This is a genomic window from Streptomyces sp. NPDC045778, from assembly GCF_056431945.1.
In genome coordinates this window covers 186,315-201,312 of the sequence record NZ_JBWKJZ010000004.1, presented here as the reverse complement: position 1 = coordinate 201,312, position 14,998 = coordinate 186,315, and the positions used below count along the sequence as shown (strand labels likewise).

General features: G+C 74.7%; 9 protein-coding genes. 5 read left to right on the top strand and 4 right to left on the bottom strand.

What is annotated here, in order from left to right:
* Positions 1-170: 170 nt before the first annotated feature.
* Positions 171-2,633: a DNA helicase PcrA gene (gene pcrA, locus AC07GB_RS06955; protein WP_478842371.1), complete on the top strand. Its 2,463-nt coding sequence runs from the start codon at positions 171-173 to the stop codon at positions 2,631-2,633.
* Between the two features lie 70 nt (positions 2,634-2,703).
* Here the strand turns inward: pcrA and AC07GB_RS06950 are convergent, their stop codons facing one another.
* Entirely contained in the window at positions 2,704-4,266 is a 1,563-nt protein-coding gene (locus AC07GB_RS06950) for a M23 family metallopeptidase (RefSeq protein WP_478842369.1), read from the bottom strand.
* Between the two features lie 304 nt (positions 4,267-4,570).
* Complete coding sequence (locus AC07GB_RS06945) at positions 4,571-5,425, bottom strand: esterase/lipase family protein (protein WP_478842367.1); 855 nt, start codon at positions 5,423-5,425, stop codon at positions 4,571-4,573.
* A 385-nt stretch (positions 5,426-5,810) separates the two neighbouring features.
* On the opposite strand from AC07GB_RS06945, the gene AC07GB_RS06940 reads away from it, so the two are divergent.
* Positions 5,811-6,227: a cobalamin B12-binding domain-containing protein gene (locus tag AC07GB_RS06940; RefSeq protein ID WP_478842365.1), complete on the top strand. Its 417-nt coding sequence runs from the start codon at positions 5,811-5,813 to the stop codon at positions 6,225-6,227.
* A gap of 62 nt (positions 6,228-6,289) precedes the next feature.
* Here AC07GB_RS06940 and AC07GB_RS06935 read toward each other — a convergent pair whose 3' ends face one another.
* Together AC07GB_RS06935 and AC07GB_RS06930 are read right to left on the bottom strand one after the other, a co-directional pair.
* Positions 6,290-8,023, bottom strand: coding sequence for a DUF5691 domain-containing protein (locus AC07GB_RS06935; protein WP_478842363.1), 1,734 nt, complete (start codon positions 8,021-8,023; stop codon positions 6,290-6,292).
* Positions 8,020-9,549, bottom strand: a complete 1,530-nt coding sequence (locus AC07GB_RS06930) for an SWIM zinc finger family protein (protein ID WP_478842361.1) — start codon at positions 9,547-9,549, stop codon at positions 8,020-8,022. Before AC07GB_RS06930 ends, AC07GB_RS06935 begins: the two co-directional genes overlap by 4 nt.
* 201 nt (positions 9,550-9,750) lie before the next feature.
* Here AC07GB_RS06930 and AC07GB_RS06925 point away from each other — a divergent pair, with 201 nt between their 5' ends.
* From AC07GB_RS06925 to AC07GB_RS06915, 3 genes are all read left to right on the top strand, one after another.
* Positions 9,751-10,905 carry an ATP-binding protein gene (locus AC07GB_RS06925; protein ID WP_478842359.1) on the top strand — a complete coding sequence of 385 codons (1,155 nt, stop codon included), beginning with the start codon at positions 9,751-9,753 and terminating at the stop codon, positions 10,903-10,905.
* Positions 10,902-13,361 carry a DUF5682 family protein gene (locus AC07GB_RS06920; protein WP_478842357.1) on the top strand — a complete coding sequence of 820 codons (2,460 nt, stop codon included), beginning with the start codon at positions 10,902-10,904 and terminating at the stop codon, positions 13,359-13,361. The genes AC07GB_RS06925 and AC07GB_RS06920 overlap by 4 nt, the downstream gene beginning before the upstream one ends.
* Positions 13,362-13,450: 89 nt before the next feature.
* A complete protein-coding gene (locus tag AC07GB_RS06915) occupies positions 13,451-14,626 on the top strand; it encodes a VWA domain-containing protein (protein ID WP_478842688.1) in 1,176 nt (391 codons plus the stop codon).
* The last annotated feature ends 372 nt before the right edge of the window (positions 14,627-14,998 follow it).

The window sequence follows — 14,998 nt, the reverse complement described above, 5'->3', positions numbered from 1 at the left end:
CACCCTCGCCGCGCCCCCGCACCCTCCCCGGCACCGCCCTGACCCGCCTCACCTGCGGCGTGGCCCCGCGTGGCCGCCCCGCGGCGCCCCGTGGGGCGGGCCCGGGCGGCCGCGGCGGTGGCCGGAACCCGGGGCGGGTTGTCAGTGGGGCCGCCTAGACTCGGGAGGCGATGAGCAGCCTCTTTGACGACAGCTTCCTGGCGGACCTCAAGCCCTCGCAGGGCGCTGAGGAGGAGCCCCCGCCGCCGCCCGAGGACAGCGCTCCGGAGCCGATTCCGGACGACCTGTTCGACGGGAAGTTCGACGCGCCCGCGCCCCGTGACGGGTACTACCGGGACGGTGCCCCGCGCCCGGCCCTCGACCCGGCGGCCCTCCTCGACGGGCTGAACGAGAACCAGCGCGCGGCCGTGGTGCACGCCGGCTCCCCCCTGCTCATCGTCGCGGGCGCGGGCTCCGGCAAGACCCGCGTGCTGACGCACCGCATCGCGTATCTGCTCGCCGAGCGCGGGGTGCACCCCGGCCAGATCCTCGCGATCACGTTCACGAACAAGGCCGCGGGCGAGATGAAGGAGCGCGTCGAGCAGCTCGTCGGCCCGCGCGCGGGCGCGATGTGGGTGTCGACGTTCCACAGCGCGTGCGTGCGCATCCTGCGCCGCGAGTACAAGAAGCTGGGCTTCACGTCCTCCTTCTCGATCTACGACGCCGCGGACTCCAAGCGCCTGATGGCCCTGGTCTGCCGGGACCTGGACCTGGACCCGAAGAAGTTCCCGCCCAAGTCCTTCAGCGCCAAGATCTCGAATCTGAAGAACGAGCTGATCGACGAGGAGGACTTCGCCGCCCAGGCCGCCGACGGCTTCGAGAAGACCCTCGCCCAGGCGTACGCGATGTACCAGTCGCGGCTCCGCGAGGCCAACGCCCTCGACTTCGACGACCTGATCATGACGACGGTGCACCTCCTGCGCGCCTTCCCGGACGTGGCCAAGCACTACCGCCGCCGCTTCCGCCACGTCATGGTCGACGAGTACCAGGACACGAACCACGCGCAGTACGCGCTGGTACGCGAGCTGGTCGGCCCCTCTCTCGCGGAGGGCGAGGAAGGCGAGGAGCCCGGCGAGCTGTGCGTGGTCGGTGACGCCGACCAATCAATCTACGCCTTCCGCGGTGCCACGATCCGCAACATCCTCCAGTTCGAGGAGGACTACCCGGACGCCACCACGATCCTCCTGGAGCAGAACTACCGCTCCACGCAGACGATCCTCAGCGCCGCCAACGCGGTCATCGAGCGCAACGAGAGCCGCCGCCCCAAGAACCTGTGGACGAACGCCGGCGCGGGCGCGGGCATCATCGGCTACGTCGCCGACACCGAGCACGACGAGGCGCAGTTCGTCGCCGACGAGATCGACCGGCTCACCGACGCGGGCGACGCGAAGTCCGGCGACGTCGCCATCTTCTACCGGACGAACGCGCAGTCGCGTGTCTTCGAAGAGATCTTCATCCGCGTCGGCCTGCCCTACAAGGTCGTCGGCGGCGTCCGCTTCTACGAGCGCAAGGAAGTCCGCGACGTCCTCGCCTACCTGCGGGTTCTCGCCAACCCGGAGGACGGCGTCCCCATGCGCCGCATTCTGAACGTGCCGAAGCGCGGCATCGGCGACCGCGCCGAAGCCATGATCGACGCGCTCGCGCAGCGCGAGAAGATCTCCTTCCCGCAGGCCCTGCGCCGCGTGGACGAGGCGTACGGCATGGCGGCCCGCTCGGTCAACGCCGTCAAGCGGTTCAACACGCTGATGGAGGAGCTGCGTACCGTCGTCGAGTCGGGCGCGGGCCCCGCCGTCGTCCTGGAGGCCGTGCTCGAGCGGACCGGATATCTGGCGGAGCTGCAGTCCTCCACGGACCCGCAGGACGAGACGCGCATCGAGAACCTCCAGGAACTGGCCGCCGTGGCCCTGGAGTTCGAGCAGGACCGCCGGGAGGGCGAGGCCGCGTCGCTGTCCGACTTCCTGGAGCAGGTGGCGCTCGTCGCCGACTCCGACCAGATCCCCGACGAGGAGGACGACGGCTCGGGTGTCATCACGCTCATGACGCTGCACACCGCCAAGGGCCTCGAATTCCCGGTCGTCTTCCTGACGGGCATGGAGGACGGCGTGTTCCCGCACATGCGCGCCCTCGGCCAGACCAAGGAGCTGGAGGAGGAGCGCCGCCTGGCGTACGTCGGCATCACGCGCGCGCGGGAGCGGCTCTACCTCACGCGGTCCTCGATGCGCAGTGCCTGGGGCCAGCCGTCGTACAACCCGCCGTCGCGGTTCCTGGAGGAGATCCCGGAGACCCACCTGGAGTGGAAGCGGACGGGTTCCGTCGGCGCGCCCGTCTCCTCGGGCCCCGCCGGGGGAGTGGCGTCCTCGCTGTCGTCGTCGCGCTCGCGCGCGGGGGGCGCGCAGGGGTTCGCCACGCGCCGGGCGGCGGAGAAGCCGGTGGTCTCGCTCGTCGTGGGCGACCGCGTCACGCACGACCAGTTCGGCCTCGGCACGGTGGTCGGCGTGAAGGGCACGGGGGCGAACGCCGAGGCGACGGTGGACTTCGGAGGCGAGAAGCCGAAGCGCCTGCTGCTGCGGTACGCGCCGGTGGAGAAGCTCTGATCGATGCCCCGTGGAGGGGGGCGAGGGGGCTCTGCCGCCTCCACCAGGAGGGCGGCGGTGCTCGCTCCGCCTACGTCGGGTCCAGGCCGTGGCTGCGCAGCCACGGCAGGGGGTCTATCGCGGAGCCGCCGCCGGGGCGCACCTCGAAGTGCAGGTGGGGGCCGGTGGAGTTGCCGGAGTTCCCGGAGTAGGCGATGGTGTCGCCCGCCTTCACGGGGCCGTTGGAGATCTTGTGCGTGGAGAGGTGGCAGTACCACGTCTCCGTGCCGTCCTTGGCGGTCACGATCGCCATGTTCCCGTAGGCGCTGTTCCACTTCGTGGAGACGACGCCGTCGGTCGCGGCCAGCACGGGCGTGCCGTACGACACGGGGAAGTCGATCCCAGAGTGCTGTGACATCCAGTTGACGCCCGCCTGGCCGTAGTAGGCGCTCAGGCCGTGCTGCGAGACGGGGAGCGCGAACTTCGGGCGCAGCCGCTCCTTGCGCGCGGCCTCGGCGACCGCCTTCCTGTGCGCGGCGTCCTTGGCGGCCTTGAGGTCAATACGTTCCTGCGTACGGCTCGCGCGGTCGGCGAAGTCACCCGCGTCGGCCGAGAGGTTGGCCAGCTGCGTGTCGAGCTTGTTGTTCGCGGCGGACGGCTGCACGGTCGCGGCGTCCGGGGCGGCCGCCGCCCGCGTCTCCTTCTTGTCGTCGCCGCCTCCGCTGAGGCCGCTCACCGACGCGGCAGCCACTCCCGCGACGCCCATCACGCACGCCGACGGCACGGCGACGGTGAGCAGCGCGGAGCGCTTGGCGGGGGAGCGGCGCGACCGGGTGCGGGTGCGCGGGGCGGCGGCGCGCGTGGAGCGCGGGCGCTCGGAGGGGGCGTGTTCGCTGGAACTCGCACCCGCTTCGATGTCGCCGAGTGCGTCCCCGGGCGTGTCGTCGGCAGGGAACTCGTGCTCGTCGGCGGCCGGTTGGTCGTACGCGCCGTAGGAGCCGGAGGCGGTGTCGCCGTTTTCGTAGGCGTCACCCGTGTCGGGAGCGGCTCCGCCGGCCTCGTCCGGCTCCTCGGTCCTGTACGTCGCGCCGTACGGTTCATGGCCGTCGTCGGAGTTCCAGGCGGTGGCGTCGTACGCGCCGGTGTCGAAGACCTGGGTGGCCCACTGGCCGGTCTGCTGGGCGTCGCTCCAGGTAGCGGGGGACCAGCTGGCGGTGGTTTCGGGGCCGGGCTGCGCCGGGATGTCCGCGAGCTGCTGGTACCCGCCGGTGTCCCACATGCCCGTGGTCTCGTGGCTGCCCGTGTCGTACGGGGAGAGGCCCTGCGGGGCGCTGAAACCGTCGTGGCCCAGGGGCTGCTGGCCCGTCGTGGCCCACTGGCCGGTGTCGTAGGCCTGGCCCGGAAGCTCACCGAAGAGCGGGTCGGAGGGGAAACCTCCGCCGGCCGCGAACCCGGAGCCGGAAGTGTCGAAGACGCCCGTGCCGTCGTACGCGCCTGGGGCGTTGAACCCGGTGGCGGTGAAGGTGCCGGTGGCGTAGCCGTCGTACCCGTAGCCGACGTGCTGCGCGCTCTGGTCGTAGGAACCGTAGGGAGCGTAGTCGGCGTCGGGTGCCGGGGCCGGAGCGGGGGTCCCCGGCGGGTGACGGTCGTTCACCAACTTCTCTTTCGCCTCGACAGCATGGGGGCTGGCAGCGCAGTGCCGCGACTGTACCCGGCGGTATGCGGGCGCGACAATCTTCGGCAGGTTCCGTGCTCGCAGGAAACGGGCATTCGGCCGCCTTTCGGCGGACTGCGGGCACAGGCTTGGCCTTGCGTTCGAGGAATGTTCGAGGTCGGCGGGGTGTGGACGCGGTGGGGCGCGCGCCTCGGCGGGCCGTCCGGCCGTCGTCACACAGCGGCCGGACGGGCCGTCGGGCTCCGTCCCACCCGGAGGAGGGGCGCCCTTCGCGCCCCGCGGGTCAGGCGACCGTCAGGCCGCCTGTCTGCGCCGGGGTGTCGGCGGCGGGCTCCGCGAGGTCGAGCGCCTGCCGGATCGCCGAGGCGACGGCGGGGTGCACCGGCAGGGCGAGGTGTCCGATGCCGGAGACGCGCACGTTCTGCGCCATCAGGTCGGGGTGGTCGACGCAGGCCGTCTCCACCGGGTCCATGAGCTGGTCGAGTTCGCTCCAGAAGCTCACGAACTGCGTGCGGCAGCCCGGCGCGGGCTGCCGCAGCTCCTCGATGACGTCCGATCCCGGCCGCATCTGGCGGACGATCGGGTGCGCGTCCGCCAGCGGCACGACGCGGGTGCCCGTGTGCGGGGTGCCGAGGGTGACCAAGGTGCGGACGCGGGCGTCGCCGCCGAGACGCTGCGCGTAGTAGCGGGCGATGAGGCCGCCGAGGCTGTGGCCGACGATGTCCACGCGCTCATGGCCCGTGCGCTCGCAGATCTCCTCCACATGGCGGCCGAGCAGCTCGGCCGCCGTGCGGATGTCGCAGGTCAGCGGCGAATAGTTGAGGGATTCGAGGTGCTGCCTGCCGTGCTGGGCGAGGCTGCGGCGCAGCAGGACGAAGACGGAGCGGTTGTCGATGAAGCCGTGCAGGAGCAGGACCGGTGGCTTGTCCCGCGCCGGGAGCCGCGGGGCGTCGGGAGGCGGGGGCTGTGGGGCCGGGCGCCGCTCCTGGACGATGCCCGAGGGGTACAGCAGCAGGTGCCCGGCGAGAATCGCCAGCTCCAGGGCCGTCGCCTTCAGCAGGGCGATGGGGAGTCCCGCCAGTCTCGCGGGCAGCAGCGCGCCGCAGAGGCGAAAGGGGTGGATCCTCGTGACCGTCATGTCGACCTCCCGGTCGGCACACGGGCAGACACCCTCGTCCCCCGTGTGCCCCTCATGGGAAGCCCTGGTCGAGGCATGACGAACCACGATGCGTCGCACCGCGGGCGACACACCGCCGCCACCATGCCGTGCGGCTGACGGCATGGTGGTGCGGCGGCCTCGCAGCGGCTCCCCTCGCGCGGCCCCCGGCTCTCGCCCCGTGAAACGGGAGCGGCGCAGCGAACGTGTCCCACCGTGTGATTTCCCCCTCCCTCTCCACCACGAAACGGCGTGCTGCGCGATGCTGGGGATAACGTTCGTTCACCTACCCGGCCGGTGCGGCGCGGGGTATCCGTGCTGGGACAGCGGAATTTCCGTACATGGACGTCGGTACATGGAGGCAGTGATGGGTGTGGGAGCCGGTCCGATCCGCGTGGTGGTCGCCAAGCCGGGGCTCGACGGCCACGATCGCGGGGCCAAGGTGATCGCGCGGGCGCTGCGCGACGCCGGCATGGAGGTCATCTACACCGGCCTGCACCAGACGCCCGAGCAGGTCGTCGACACGGCCATCCAGGAGGACGCCGACGCGATCGGCCTGTCCATCCTGTCCGGGGCGCACATGACGCTGTTCGCCCGCGTCATCGAACTCCTGAAGGAGCGCGACGCGGCGGACATCCAGGTCTTCGGCGGCGGCATCATCCCCGAGGAGGACATCCCGCCGCTCAAGGAGATGGGCGTGGCGGAGATCTTCACGCCGGGGGCGACGACCACGGCGATCGTGGACTGGGTCCGGGGCAACGTACGGCAGCACACCGAGGCCTAGGACCGCGCGCGCTCCCCGGGGCCGGCCCCTGAGGGCTTCCCCGGGCCGGGCGGTGGCGTGCCTCACGGCGTCAGCTCCTCCCGCATCGCCGCGCGCAGGCGCAGGGTGGTGACCAGGCGCTGGAACGCCTCCGACCAGTAGCCACCGGCGCCGGGCGCGGAGTCCTCGCCCTCGTCCGGCACGGCCGTGAGGGCGTCGAGCCGCACGGCCTCGGCCGGGTCGAGGCAGCGCTCCGCGAGGCCCATGACGCCGCTGAAGCTCCAGGGGTAACTGCCCGCGTCACGCGCGATGTTCAGCGCGTCGACCACCGCGCGGCCGAGGTCGGGGGCCCAGGGCACGGCGCACACGCCGAGCAGCTGGAAGGCCTCGGACAGGCCGTGCGCGTCGATGAAGCCCGCCACCCACGCGGCCCGCTCGGGCGCGGGCAGGGCGGCGAGGAGCTTGGCGCGCTCCGCGAGGGACACCGCGCCCGGGCCCGCCGCGTCCGGCGCCGACGGAGGACCGAGCAGCGCCCGTGACCAGGTCGCGTCGCGCTGGCGGACGGCGGCGCGGCACCACGCGGCGTGCAGCTCGCCGCGCCAGTCGTCGGTGACGGGGAGCGTCACGATGTCGGCCGGGGTGCGGCCGCCGAGTCTGCGCTGCCAGGTCGCGAGGGGCGCGGCCTCCACCAGCTGGCCCAGCCACCAGGAGCGCTCACCCCGCCCCGCGGGCGGCTTGGGGGTGACGCCGTCGCGCTCCATGCCCGCGTCGCACTCGTGCGGCGCCTCCACGGTGAGCGTCGGCGTGCTCGCGGTGCGGTCGAGCGCCACGCAGGAGGCGGCGCGGTCGGCCATGCGGGCGGCGAGCGCCGAGGTCGGCAGGGCGGAAAGCAGCTCGGCGGCCGTGGAGCGGACGTTGCGGCTGCGGTCGCCCAGGGCCTGCTCCAGGAACGGCTCGTCGGCCGGGCCAAGGCCCGTGCGCAGCGAGTCCAGGAACATGAGCCGGTCCTCGGCGCGCTCCGTCGCCCAGGTGCCGGCCAGGAGGGCGCGCGCGGCGCCGGGGTCGTGGGCGCGCAGCGCGGCGAGCAGCGCGACGCGCTCCGCGAACAGGCCTTCCTGCCAGCGGCGTTCCACCTCCGCCCCGTCCCGCGCCGCGGTGGCCGTGGCGCGGTGCGGGGCGGCGCGCAGCGCGAACTTCCAGTCCGGGTTGAGCCCCGCGAGCCACAGGGCGCGCGGGCCCGCGAAGGCCAGGGCCTGGGGGCGCAGGTCGGTGCGGCCGCGGGCCGCGGTCAACAGCGCGGGCAGCAGCTCCGGCGGGGCCGTGAAACCCCGGTCGTTGGCCAGGGCCAGCCACTGGGGCAGCAGCTCCATGAGGTCGGGCGCGGTGCCGCGGCGCCCGCCGCCCGCGGTGGGGTGGTCGGCGAGCAGGCTCGCGAGGCGGCGCCGGGCCGCGGGCGGCACGACGGGCCGGGGGTCCTCGGGGGCGGGCGCGGGGCGCGCGGCGGCGGGCGCCGGACGCAGGCCCGCCCTGCGGTGCACCGTCTGGACGGCCGCCGCGTCCAGGAGGGCGGTGGGGGCCTCCTTGCCGGGCGCGTCCAGGGGAGGCGTGCGCCGGTCGGTGCCCAGGAGCGCCGCCGTCACCAGCTCTTCCCAGGGGGTGTGGGTGAAGGCTTCCGCGGCTCGGGCGGGGCGGGGGTCCGCCGGTGGCCGCGTACGGGCCGGGGGGTGGGCCCCTGCCGCAGGTGTCGGGCGTGGTGGGGCGGCGGGCTCCGCGTCGGGCGTATGCGGTGCCCGCGCGTGGGCGGTGGGTGTCGTCATCTTCGCTCGCTCTCCTCTCGCAGCCGCACGGTCTCCGTCGTGCCGTCCGCCCAGGCCGCCAGCGGGGTGAAGCCCTGGTGGCCGCACTCGCCGAAGACGGTGAGCGGGGCGCCCCCGGACAGCGCGACCAGACGCCACAGGCCGGAGCGGGACGCGGCGGCCGGGGTGAGGGGCAGGGCCGTGTCGCCGTCCGCGTCGGCCAGTTGCCATCGCGCTTGCGCGCCGGGGCCCCTGCCGGGGGCCGGGACCGGTATCACCCGGGCCAGGGTGGCCGGCCAGGCGTCCAGCCACGGGTCGTCGCACAGCGCCTCGCCGTAACGGGCTGTGGCCGCTGCCGGGGGCAGGCCCGGCGGGCGGTGCGTGGTGGGGGCCGGGGCCGTGAACTGCTCGCCCAGGTCGGCGCGGAGCCCGTGGGCCGCGGGGTCGGCGGCGTACGGAACCAGCTCGGCGTCCAGGGCCAGGCCGACCGGCAGGCTGAGGGCGGGGGCGCGGCCCGCCGCCCCGTACGACAGGAGCAGGGCCGTGCGCCCGGACCGCTCGCCGTGCACCCAGACGCGGCGGGTGGTGAGCTTGCTGTCCGCCGTGTCGTACTGCGCGAGGACCTGCCAGGTGTCCCTGACCGGCGCGCCCTGGGCCGGTGCGGGCAGGCCGACGCGGGAGCGGACCGTGGCCGCCAGCGCGGCGGGGAGCCGGTCGCGGTGCAGCCAGCCCGAGGCGAGCAGGTGCAGCAGGGCGCACTCCTCCAGGAGCCGGGCGGGCCAGCCCGATCCGGAGGAGGGTATGGCCGCCGACTCCCGCACCCGCGCCGCGAGTCCGGGGGCCTGGGCATCGACCATGCGGGCGGCCGTCTCCTCCCACAGTCCGTACCCGGAGTGCTCGGCCGTGGCCAGGCCGCCGCGCAGCAGGTCGGCCAAGCGTCGCTCCAGCTCCGTCGCGCCCGCCGTGACGCGCTCGGCGCGGCGCTCCGCCCGCTTGCGCGCGGCCTCCGGGTCGGCGGCCGTCCGCTGCGGCGCCGCGGCCGCGGCGGGGCTCCGCTTCGCCTCCGCTCTTTCGCGTCGCGCGTCCAGCCACTGCCGCGCCCAGTCCGGCGGCACCGCGCCTTCCGGCACCGGGCCCGCCGATCCGCCGGTGTCCGCCGATCCGCCCGTGTCCGCCGATCCGCCCGTGTCCGTCGATCCGCCAGGTCCGGCCGCCCCGCCAGGCCCTGTTGACCTGTCAGGAGCCCCCGAGCCGCCGCCCGCGCCCGCCCAGAGCAGCAGCAGGCCGAGCGCGTGCTTGCAGGGGAACTTGCGGCTCGGGCAGGTGCACTTGTAGGCCGGGCCCGCCGCGTCCGCCACGTCGATCACCGTCTGGTACGGCTTGCTGCCGCTGCCCTTGCACAGTCCCCACACCGCCCCCTCGCCCGAACTGCCCGCCTGCGACCACGGCCCGGCGACGCCGAGCCTGCTTCCCGCCTTGAGTGACGGCGCGTCAGGTGCCAGTGCCAGCACCTGGTCCGCCGTCCAGCGCACCCCCTGCTGAGTCATGTCACCGACGGTAGGTCCCGCCACTGACAATCAGCGGTGAGGGCGGCATTTATGCAGGTCAGGGGCGCGACGGGGGCGATTGTCAGTGGCGTGGTGCACCGTGGAACCACATCGCGGCCGAGTCGTCGGCGAGGCCGCGTCGTTGCCGACGCATGCGCGCTTCGGGTGGCTCGCGCATGCCCGAGCTTGAGGGGGACCACCATGACCGTTTCCGTGGAGCCGACCGGCGGCCGCGCCGCGTCCGCGGGGCCCGCGGAGGGCGGCGGGGAGAGTGCGGCGCAGGAGCTGCGGCCGCACGCCGAGGACGCCTTCGCCGCCGAACTCGCCGCGCTCGCCGCGCAGGACGACCGGCCGCGCCCGGCCCGCTGGCGGCTCTCGCCCTGGGCCGTGGCCACGTATCTGCTGGGCGGCACGCTGCCGGACGGGACCGCGATCACGCCGAAGTACGTGGGCCCGCGCCGCATCGTCGAGGTCGCCGTCACCACGCTCGCCACCGACCGCGCCCTGCTGTTGCTCGGCGTGCCCGGCACCGCGAAGACCTGGGTGTCCGAGCACCTCGCGGCGGCGGTCAGCGGCGACTCGACGCTCCTGGTGCAGGGCACCGCGGGCACCCCCGAGGAAGCCATTCGCTACGGGTGGAACTACGCGCAGCTCCTCGCCCACGGCCCCAGCCGCGACGCGCTCGTGGCCAGCCCGGTGATGCGCGCCATGGCCGAGGGCATGACGGCCCGGGTCGAGGAGCTGACCCGCATCCCCGCCGACGTACAGGACACGCTGATCACGATCCTGTCGGAGAAGACCCTGCCCATACCGGAGTTGGGGGAGGAGGTGCAGGCCGTCCGCGGCTTCAACCTGATCGCGACGGCGAACGACCGCGACCGGGGGGTCAACGACCTGTCCAGCGCGCTGCGCCGCCGATTCAACACGGTGGTGCTTCCGCTGCCGGAGAGCGCCGACGCCGAGGTCGACATCGTCGCCCGCCGCGTCGACCAGATCGGGCGCTCCCTCGATCTGCCCGCCGCACCCGACGGCATCGACGAGATCCGCCGCGTCGTCACGGTCTTCCGCGAGCTGCGCGACGGCGTCACGACGGACGGCCGTACGAAGGTGAAGTCACCGAGCGGCACGCTCTCGACGGCCGAGGCGATCTCCGTGGTCACCAACGGCCTGGCGCTCGCCGCGCACTTCGGGGACGGCGTGCTGCGCGCCGGTGACGTCGCCGCGGGCATCCTCGGGGCGGTCGTCCGGGACCCGGCGGCGGACACCGTGGTGTGGCAGGAGTACCTGGAAGCGGTCGTGCGCGAGCGCGACGGGTGGAAGGACTTCTACCGCGCGTGCCGCGAGGTGAGCGCATGACGGCCACCAGGGGGCGCCCCGGCGGGCCGCTGCTGCTCGGGGTGCGGCACCACGGCCCCGGCTCCGCGCGCGCGGTGCGGGCCGCGCTCGACGCGGCGGCTCCGGGGGTGGTCCTGATCGAGGGGCCTCCGGAGGCCGACGGCCTCGTGCGGCTCGCCGCCGAGGAGGACATGCGGCCGCCGGTGGCGCTGCTCGCGCACGTGGTGGACGAGCCGGGCCGGTCGGCGTTCTGGCCGCTCGCGGAGTTCTCGCCGGAGTGGGTGGCGATCCAGTGGGCCGTGCGGCGTGAGGTGCCGGTGCGGTTCATCGACCTCCCGGCCGCGCACACGCTCGCGCGCCGCGAGGAGGAGCAGGGCGAGCCGGACGGGCCGGGGCCGGGCAGGGGAGACCCCATCGGCACGCTCGCCGGGGCCGGGGGGTACGACGACCCGGAGCGCTGGTGGGAGGACGTCGTCGAGCACCGCGGCGCGGGCGCCGACCCGTTCGCCCCCTTCGAGGCGCTCGGCGAGGCCATGGGGGCGCTCCGCGAGACACCGGGCGGCGGCGAGGACCGGGACCTGCTGCGCGAGGCATACATGCGGCTGCAAGTGCGCGCGGCGCAGCGGGAGTTCGGGGCCGAGGGCGTCGCCGTGGTGTGCGGGGCCTGGCACGTGCCCGCGCTGCGGCTCAGGACGACGGTGGCCGCGGACCGGGCGCTGCTCAAGGGGCTGCCGAAGGTCAAGGTGGACATGACGTGGGTGCCCTGGACGCACCGCCGTCTGGCCCGTACGAGCGGGTACGGCGCGGGCATCGACTCGCCCGGCTGGTACGGCCATCTGTTCGGCGCGCCCGACCGGCCCGTGGAGCGCTGGCTGACCAGGGTCGCGGGGCTGCTCAGGGAGGAGGGCAGGCTCGTGTCGTCCGCGCACGTCATCGAGGCGGTGCGGCTCGCGGACACGCTCGCCGCGATGCGCGGGCGGCCGCTCGCCGGGCTCACCGAGACGCTGGACGCGGTGCGGGCCGTGATGTGCGACGGCTCGGACGTGCCCCTCGCCCTGGTGCACGACCGGCTCGTCGTCGGCGACGTGCTCGGCGAGGTGCCGGAGTCCGCCCCGGCCGTGCCGTTGCAGCGGGACCTCGGCCGTCTCCAGCGCAAGCTGCGGCTCAAGCCGGAGGCGCTGGAGCGGGAGGTGGAGTTCGACCTGCGCAAGGAGACCGACGCGGCGCGAAGCAGGCTCCTGCACCGGCTGCGGCTGCTCGGCGTCGGCTGGGGCGAGCCCGCGCGGTCGCGCGGCAGCACCGGGACGTTCCGGGAGACCTGGCGGCTGCGGTGGGAGCCGGAGCTGTCGGTGCGGGTCGCCGAGGCCGGGGTGTGGGGCACGACCGTGGCCGCCGCCGCGACCGCCAAGGCGACGGCGGACGCGGTGGGCGCGGAGGCCCTCGCCGACGTCACGGCACTGGCGGAGCGGTGCCTGCTGGCCGAGCTGTCCTCGGCCCTGCCCGTGGTGATGCGGGTGCTCGCCGACCGGGCGGCCCTGGACGCGGACGTGGGGCACCTGGCGGACGCGCTGCCCGCGCTGGTGCGGTCGCTGCGGTACGGGGACGTGCGGGGCACGGACACCGGGGCGCTCGGGGAGGTGGCGCTCGGGCTCGCGGAGCGGGTGTGCGTGGGCTTGCCGTCGGCGTGTGTGGGGCTCGACGCGGAGGCCGCGGGGCGGATGCGGAGCCGCGTGGACGCGGTGCACGGGGCCGTGGGGTTGCTGGACGGGGCGGGCCCGGCGGGAAGCGGCGTGCGGGCGCGCTGGCTGCGGGTGGTGCGGGGCCTCGCTGAGGGGGAGCGGGTGGTGGGGGTCGTCCGGGGCCGGAGTGCTCGGCTGCTGATGGACGACGGTGCGCTGGCCGAGGAGGAGGCCGCGCGGCTGATGGGCCTCGCACTGTCACGGGGGAGCGAGCCGGGGGAGGCGGCCGCGTGGATCGAGGGGTTCGTCGGCGGGGGCGCGGGCGGCGGGATGCTGCTCGTGCACGACGAGCGGCTGCTCGGGCTCGTCGACCAGTGGCTGACGGGAGTGTCGGCCGAGGCCTTCGTCGACGTACTCCCGCTGCTGCGGCGGACGTTCTCCGCGTACGAGGAGGGTGTGCGGCGCACGCTCGGCGAGCTGGTGCGGCGGGGCCCGGGCCGGGGCGGCTCCGCGACGGCCGCCGCGGGGGTGCCCGGTTTCGCCCCCGAGCCGGACCGGGAGCGGGCGGACGCGGTCCTGCCGGTGGTGGGGCTGCTGTTGGGGCTCGGGGACACGGGCACGGACACGGACACGGACACGGACGATCGACTCAAGGGCGGTGGTGTCGTGCACGGCAGTGCTGACGACGATGACGGCGACACGGGCTGGGGCGGCGGCCGCGGCGACGGCCGGGGCAATGGCTCGGGCGGCAGCCGGGCCATGGCCGCACGGGGCGGTTTCCTCGTGGGGGTGGCCTGATGGGGATCGCGGAGGTTGCGGGCGGCGCGGAGGACACGAGGGCCGTGGAGGTCACAGGGGCCGGGCGCGAGGCGGAGGGCGCGCAAGGCATGGGCGGCGAGGCGGGACCGGGGGATGAGCGGTTGCGGCGGTGGCGGCTCGTGCTCGGTGGGGGCGGGGCCGATGGCACGGGGTGCGCGCCGGCCGGGCGGGACGCCGCGATGGACGGGGCGCTGACCTCGCTGTACGGGGGCGGCGGGGGCAAGAAGGAGCGGGGGCAGGGGCGTACCGCGGGGCTCGGGGCGTCGGCGCCGTCCGTCGCGCGCTGGCTCGGGGACATCCGGACGTACTTCCCGTCGTCCGTCGTGCAGGTCATGCAGCGCGACGCGATCGACCGCCTCGGGCTCTCCGCGCTGCTCCTGGAGCCGGAGATGCTGGAGGCGGTGGAGGCGGACGTCCACCTGGTCGGCACGCTGCTCTCGTTGAACCAGGCGATGCCGGAGGAGACGAAGGACACCGCGAGAGCGGTCGTGCGGAAGGTCGTCGAGGACCTGGAGAAGCGGCTCGCGACCCGCACCCGCGCCACGCTCACCGGCGCGCTCGACCGCAGCGCGCGGGTGCGCAGGCCGCGCCACCACGACATCGACTGGAACCGCACGATCGCGGCCAACCTCAAGCACTACCTGCCGGAGTACAGGACGGTGGTCCCCGAGCGGCTCATCGGGTACGGACGGGCCGCGCAGGCGGTGAAGAAGGACGTGATCCTCTGCGTCGACCAGTCCGGCTCGATGGCGGCGTCGGTCGTCTACTCCTCGGTGTTCGGCGCGGTCCTCGCGTCCATGCGGTCGATCAGCACGCGGCTCGTGGTGTTCGACACCAGCGTGGTCGACCTGACGGACCAGCTCGACGACCCCGTGGAGGTGCTCTTCGGCACGCGGCTCGGCGGCGGCACCGACATCAACCGGGCGCTCGCGTACTGCCAGTCCCGGATAGCCCGCCCGGCCGACACGGTCGTGGTCCTGATCTCCGACCTGTACGAGGGCGGGATACGGGACGAGATGCTCAAGCGGGTCGCGGCGATGAAGGCCTCCGGAGTGCAGTTCGTGACGCTGCTCGCGCTGTCGGACGAAGGGGCGCCCGCGTACGACCACGACCACGCGGCCGCGCTCGCCGGGCTCGGCGCGCCGGCGTTCGCCTGCACCCCCGACCACTTCCCCGACGTGATGGCCGCGGCGATCGAGCGCCGTCCGCTGCCCCTGCCGGACACGAGCAGTACCCACCGGTAGCGGGTCGGGCGGCTGTTCGCGGGTGGGATCGCGGGGGCCGGGGGCCCGGCCCTCGCGGGTGCGGGAGCACGTACGGCACCACGTGCGATCGCTGATCGCGAGAGCGAACGGGTGGGGTCCGCCGAGACCGTCGTCGGCGGGGCCCACCCGGGCCCGGAGGCCGGGAGGGGCCGCGCCGACGGGGCGCTCGGGCCCCGCCCGCCTACCACGCCGGGCACGATCTGTGACCGTCATCACCGCGCAAATGTGATCTGCGATTTAGGGACGCAGGTCCCACGGCGATAACCTGCGAGACGGACATGCCGCGTACCGGACTCTTCGGCTACGCCTCCCTTGTGACAGCGCAGTCACGTTGCCCTTCGCGGCACGCCC

Bases quoted from the DNA above. Each gene is read 5' to 3' on its own strand.
- AC07GB_RS06925 (WP_478842359.1), top strand. From the start codon at position 9,751: ATGACCGTTTCCGTGGAGCCGACCGGCGGCCGCGCCGCGTCCGCGGGG.
- AC07GB_RS06945 (WP_478842367.1), bottom strand. From the start codon at position 5,425: ATGACGGTCACGAGGATCCACCCCTTTCGCCTCTGCGGCGCGCTGCTG.
- AC07GB_RS06930 (WP_478842361.1), bottom strand. From the start codon at position 9,549: ATGACTCAGCAGGGGGTGCGCTGGACGGCGGACCAGGTGCTGGCACTG.
- AC07GB_RS06915 (WP_478842688.1), top strand. From the start codon at position 13,451: ATGGGCGGCGAGGCGGGACCGGGGGATGAGCGGTTGCGGCGGTGGCGG.
- AC07GB_RS06940 (WP_478842365.1), top strand. From the start codon at position 5,811: ATGGGTGTGGGAGCCGGTCCGATCCGCGTGGTGGTCGCCAAGCCGGGG.
- pcrA (WP_478842371.1), top strand. From the start codon at position 171: ATGAGCAGCCTCTTTGACGACAGCTTCCTGGCGGACCTCAAGCCCTCG.
- AC07GB_RS06920 (WP_478842357.1), top strand. From the start codon at position 10,902: ATGACGGCCACCAGGGGGCGCCCCGGCGGGCCGCTGCTGCTCGGGGTG.
- AC07GB_RS06935 (WP_478842363.1), bottom strand. From the start codon at position 8,023: ATGACGACACCCACCGCCCACGCGCGGGCACCGCATACGCCCGACGCG.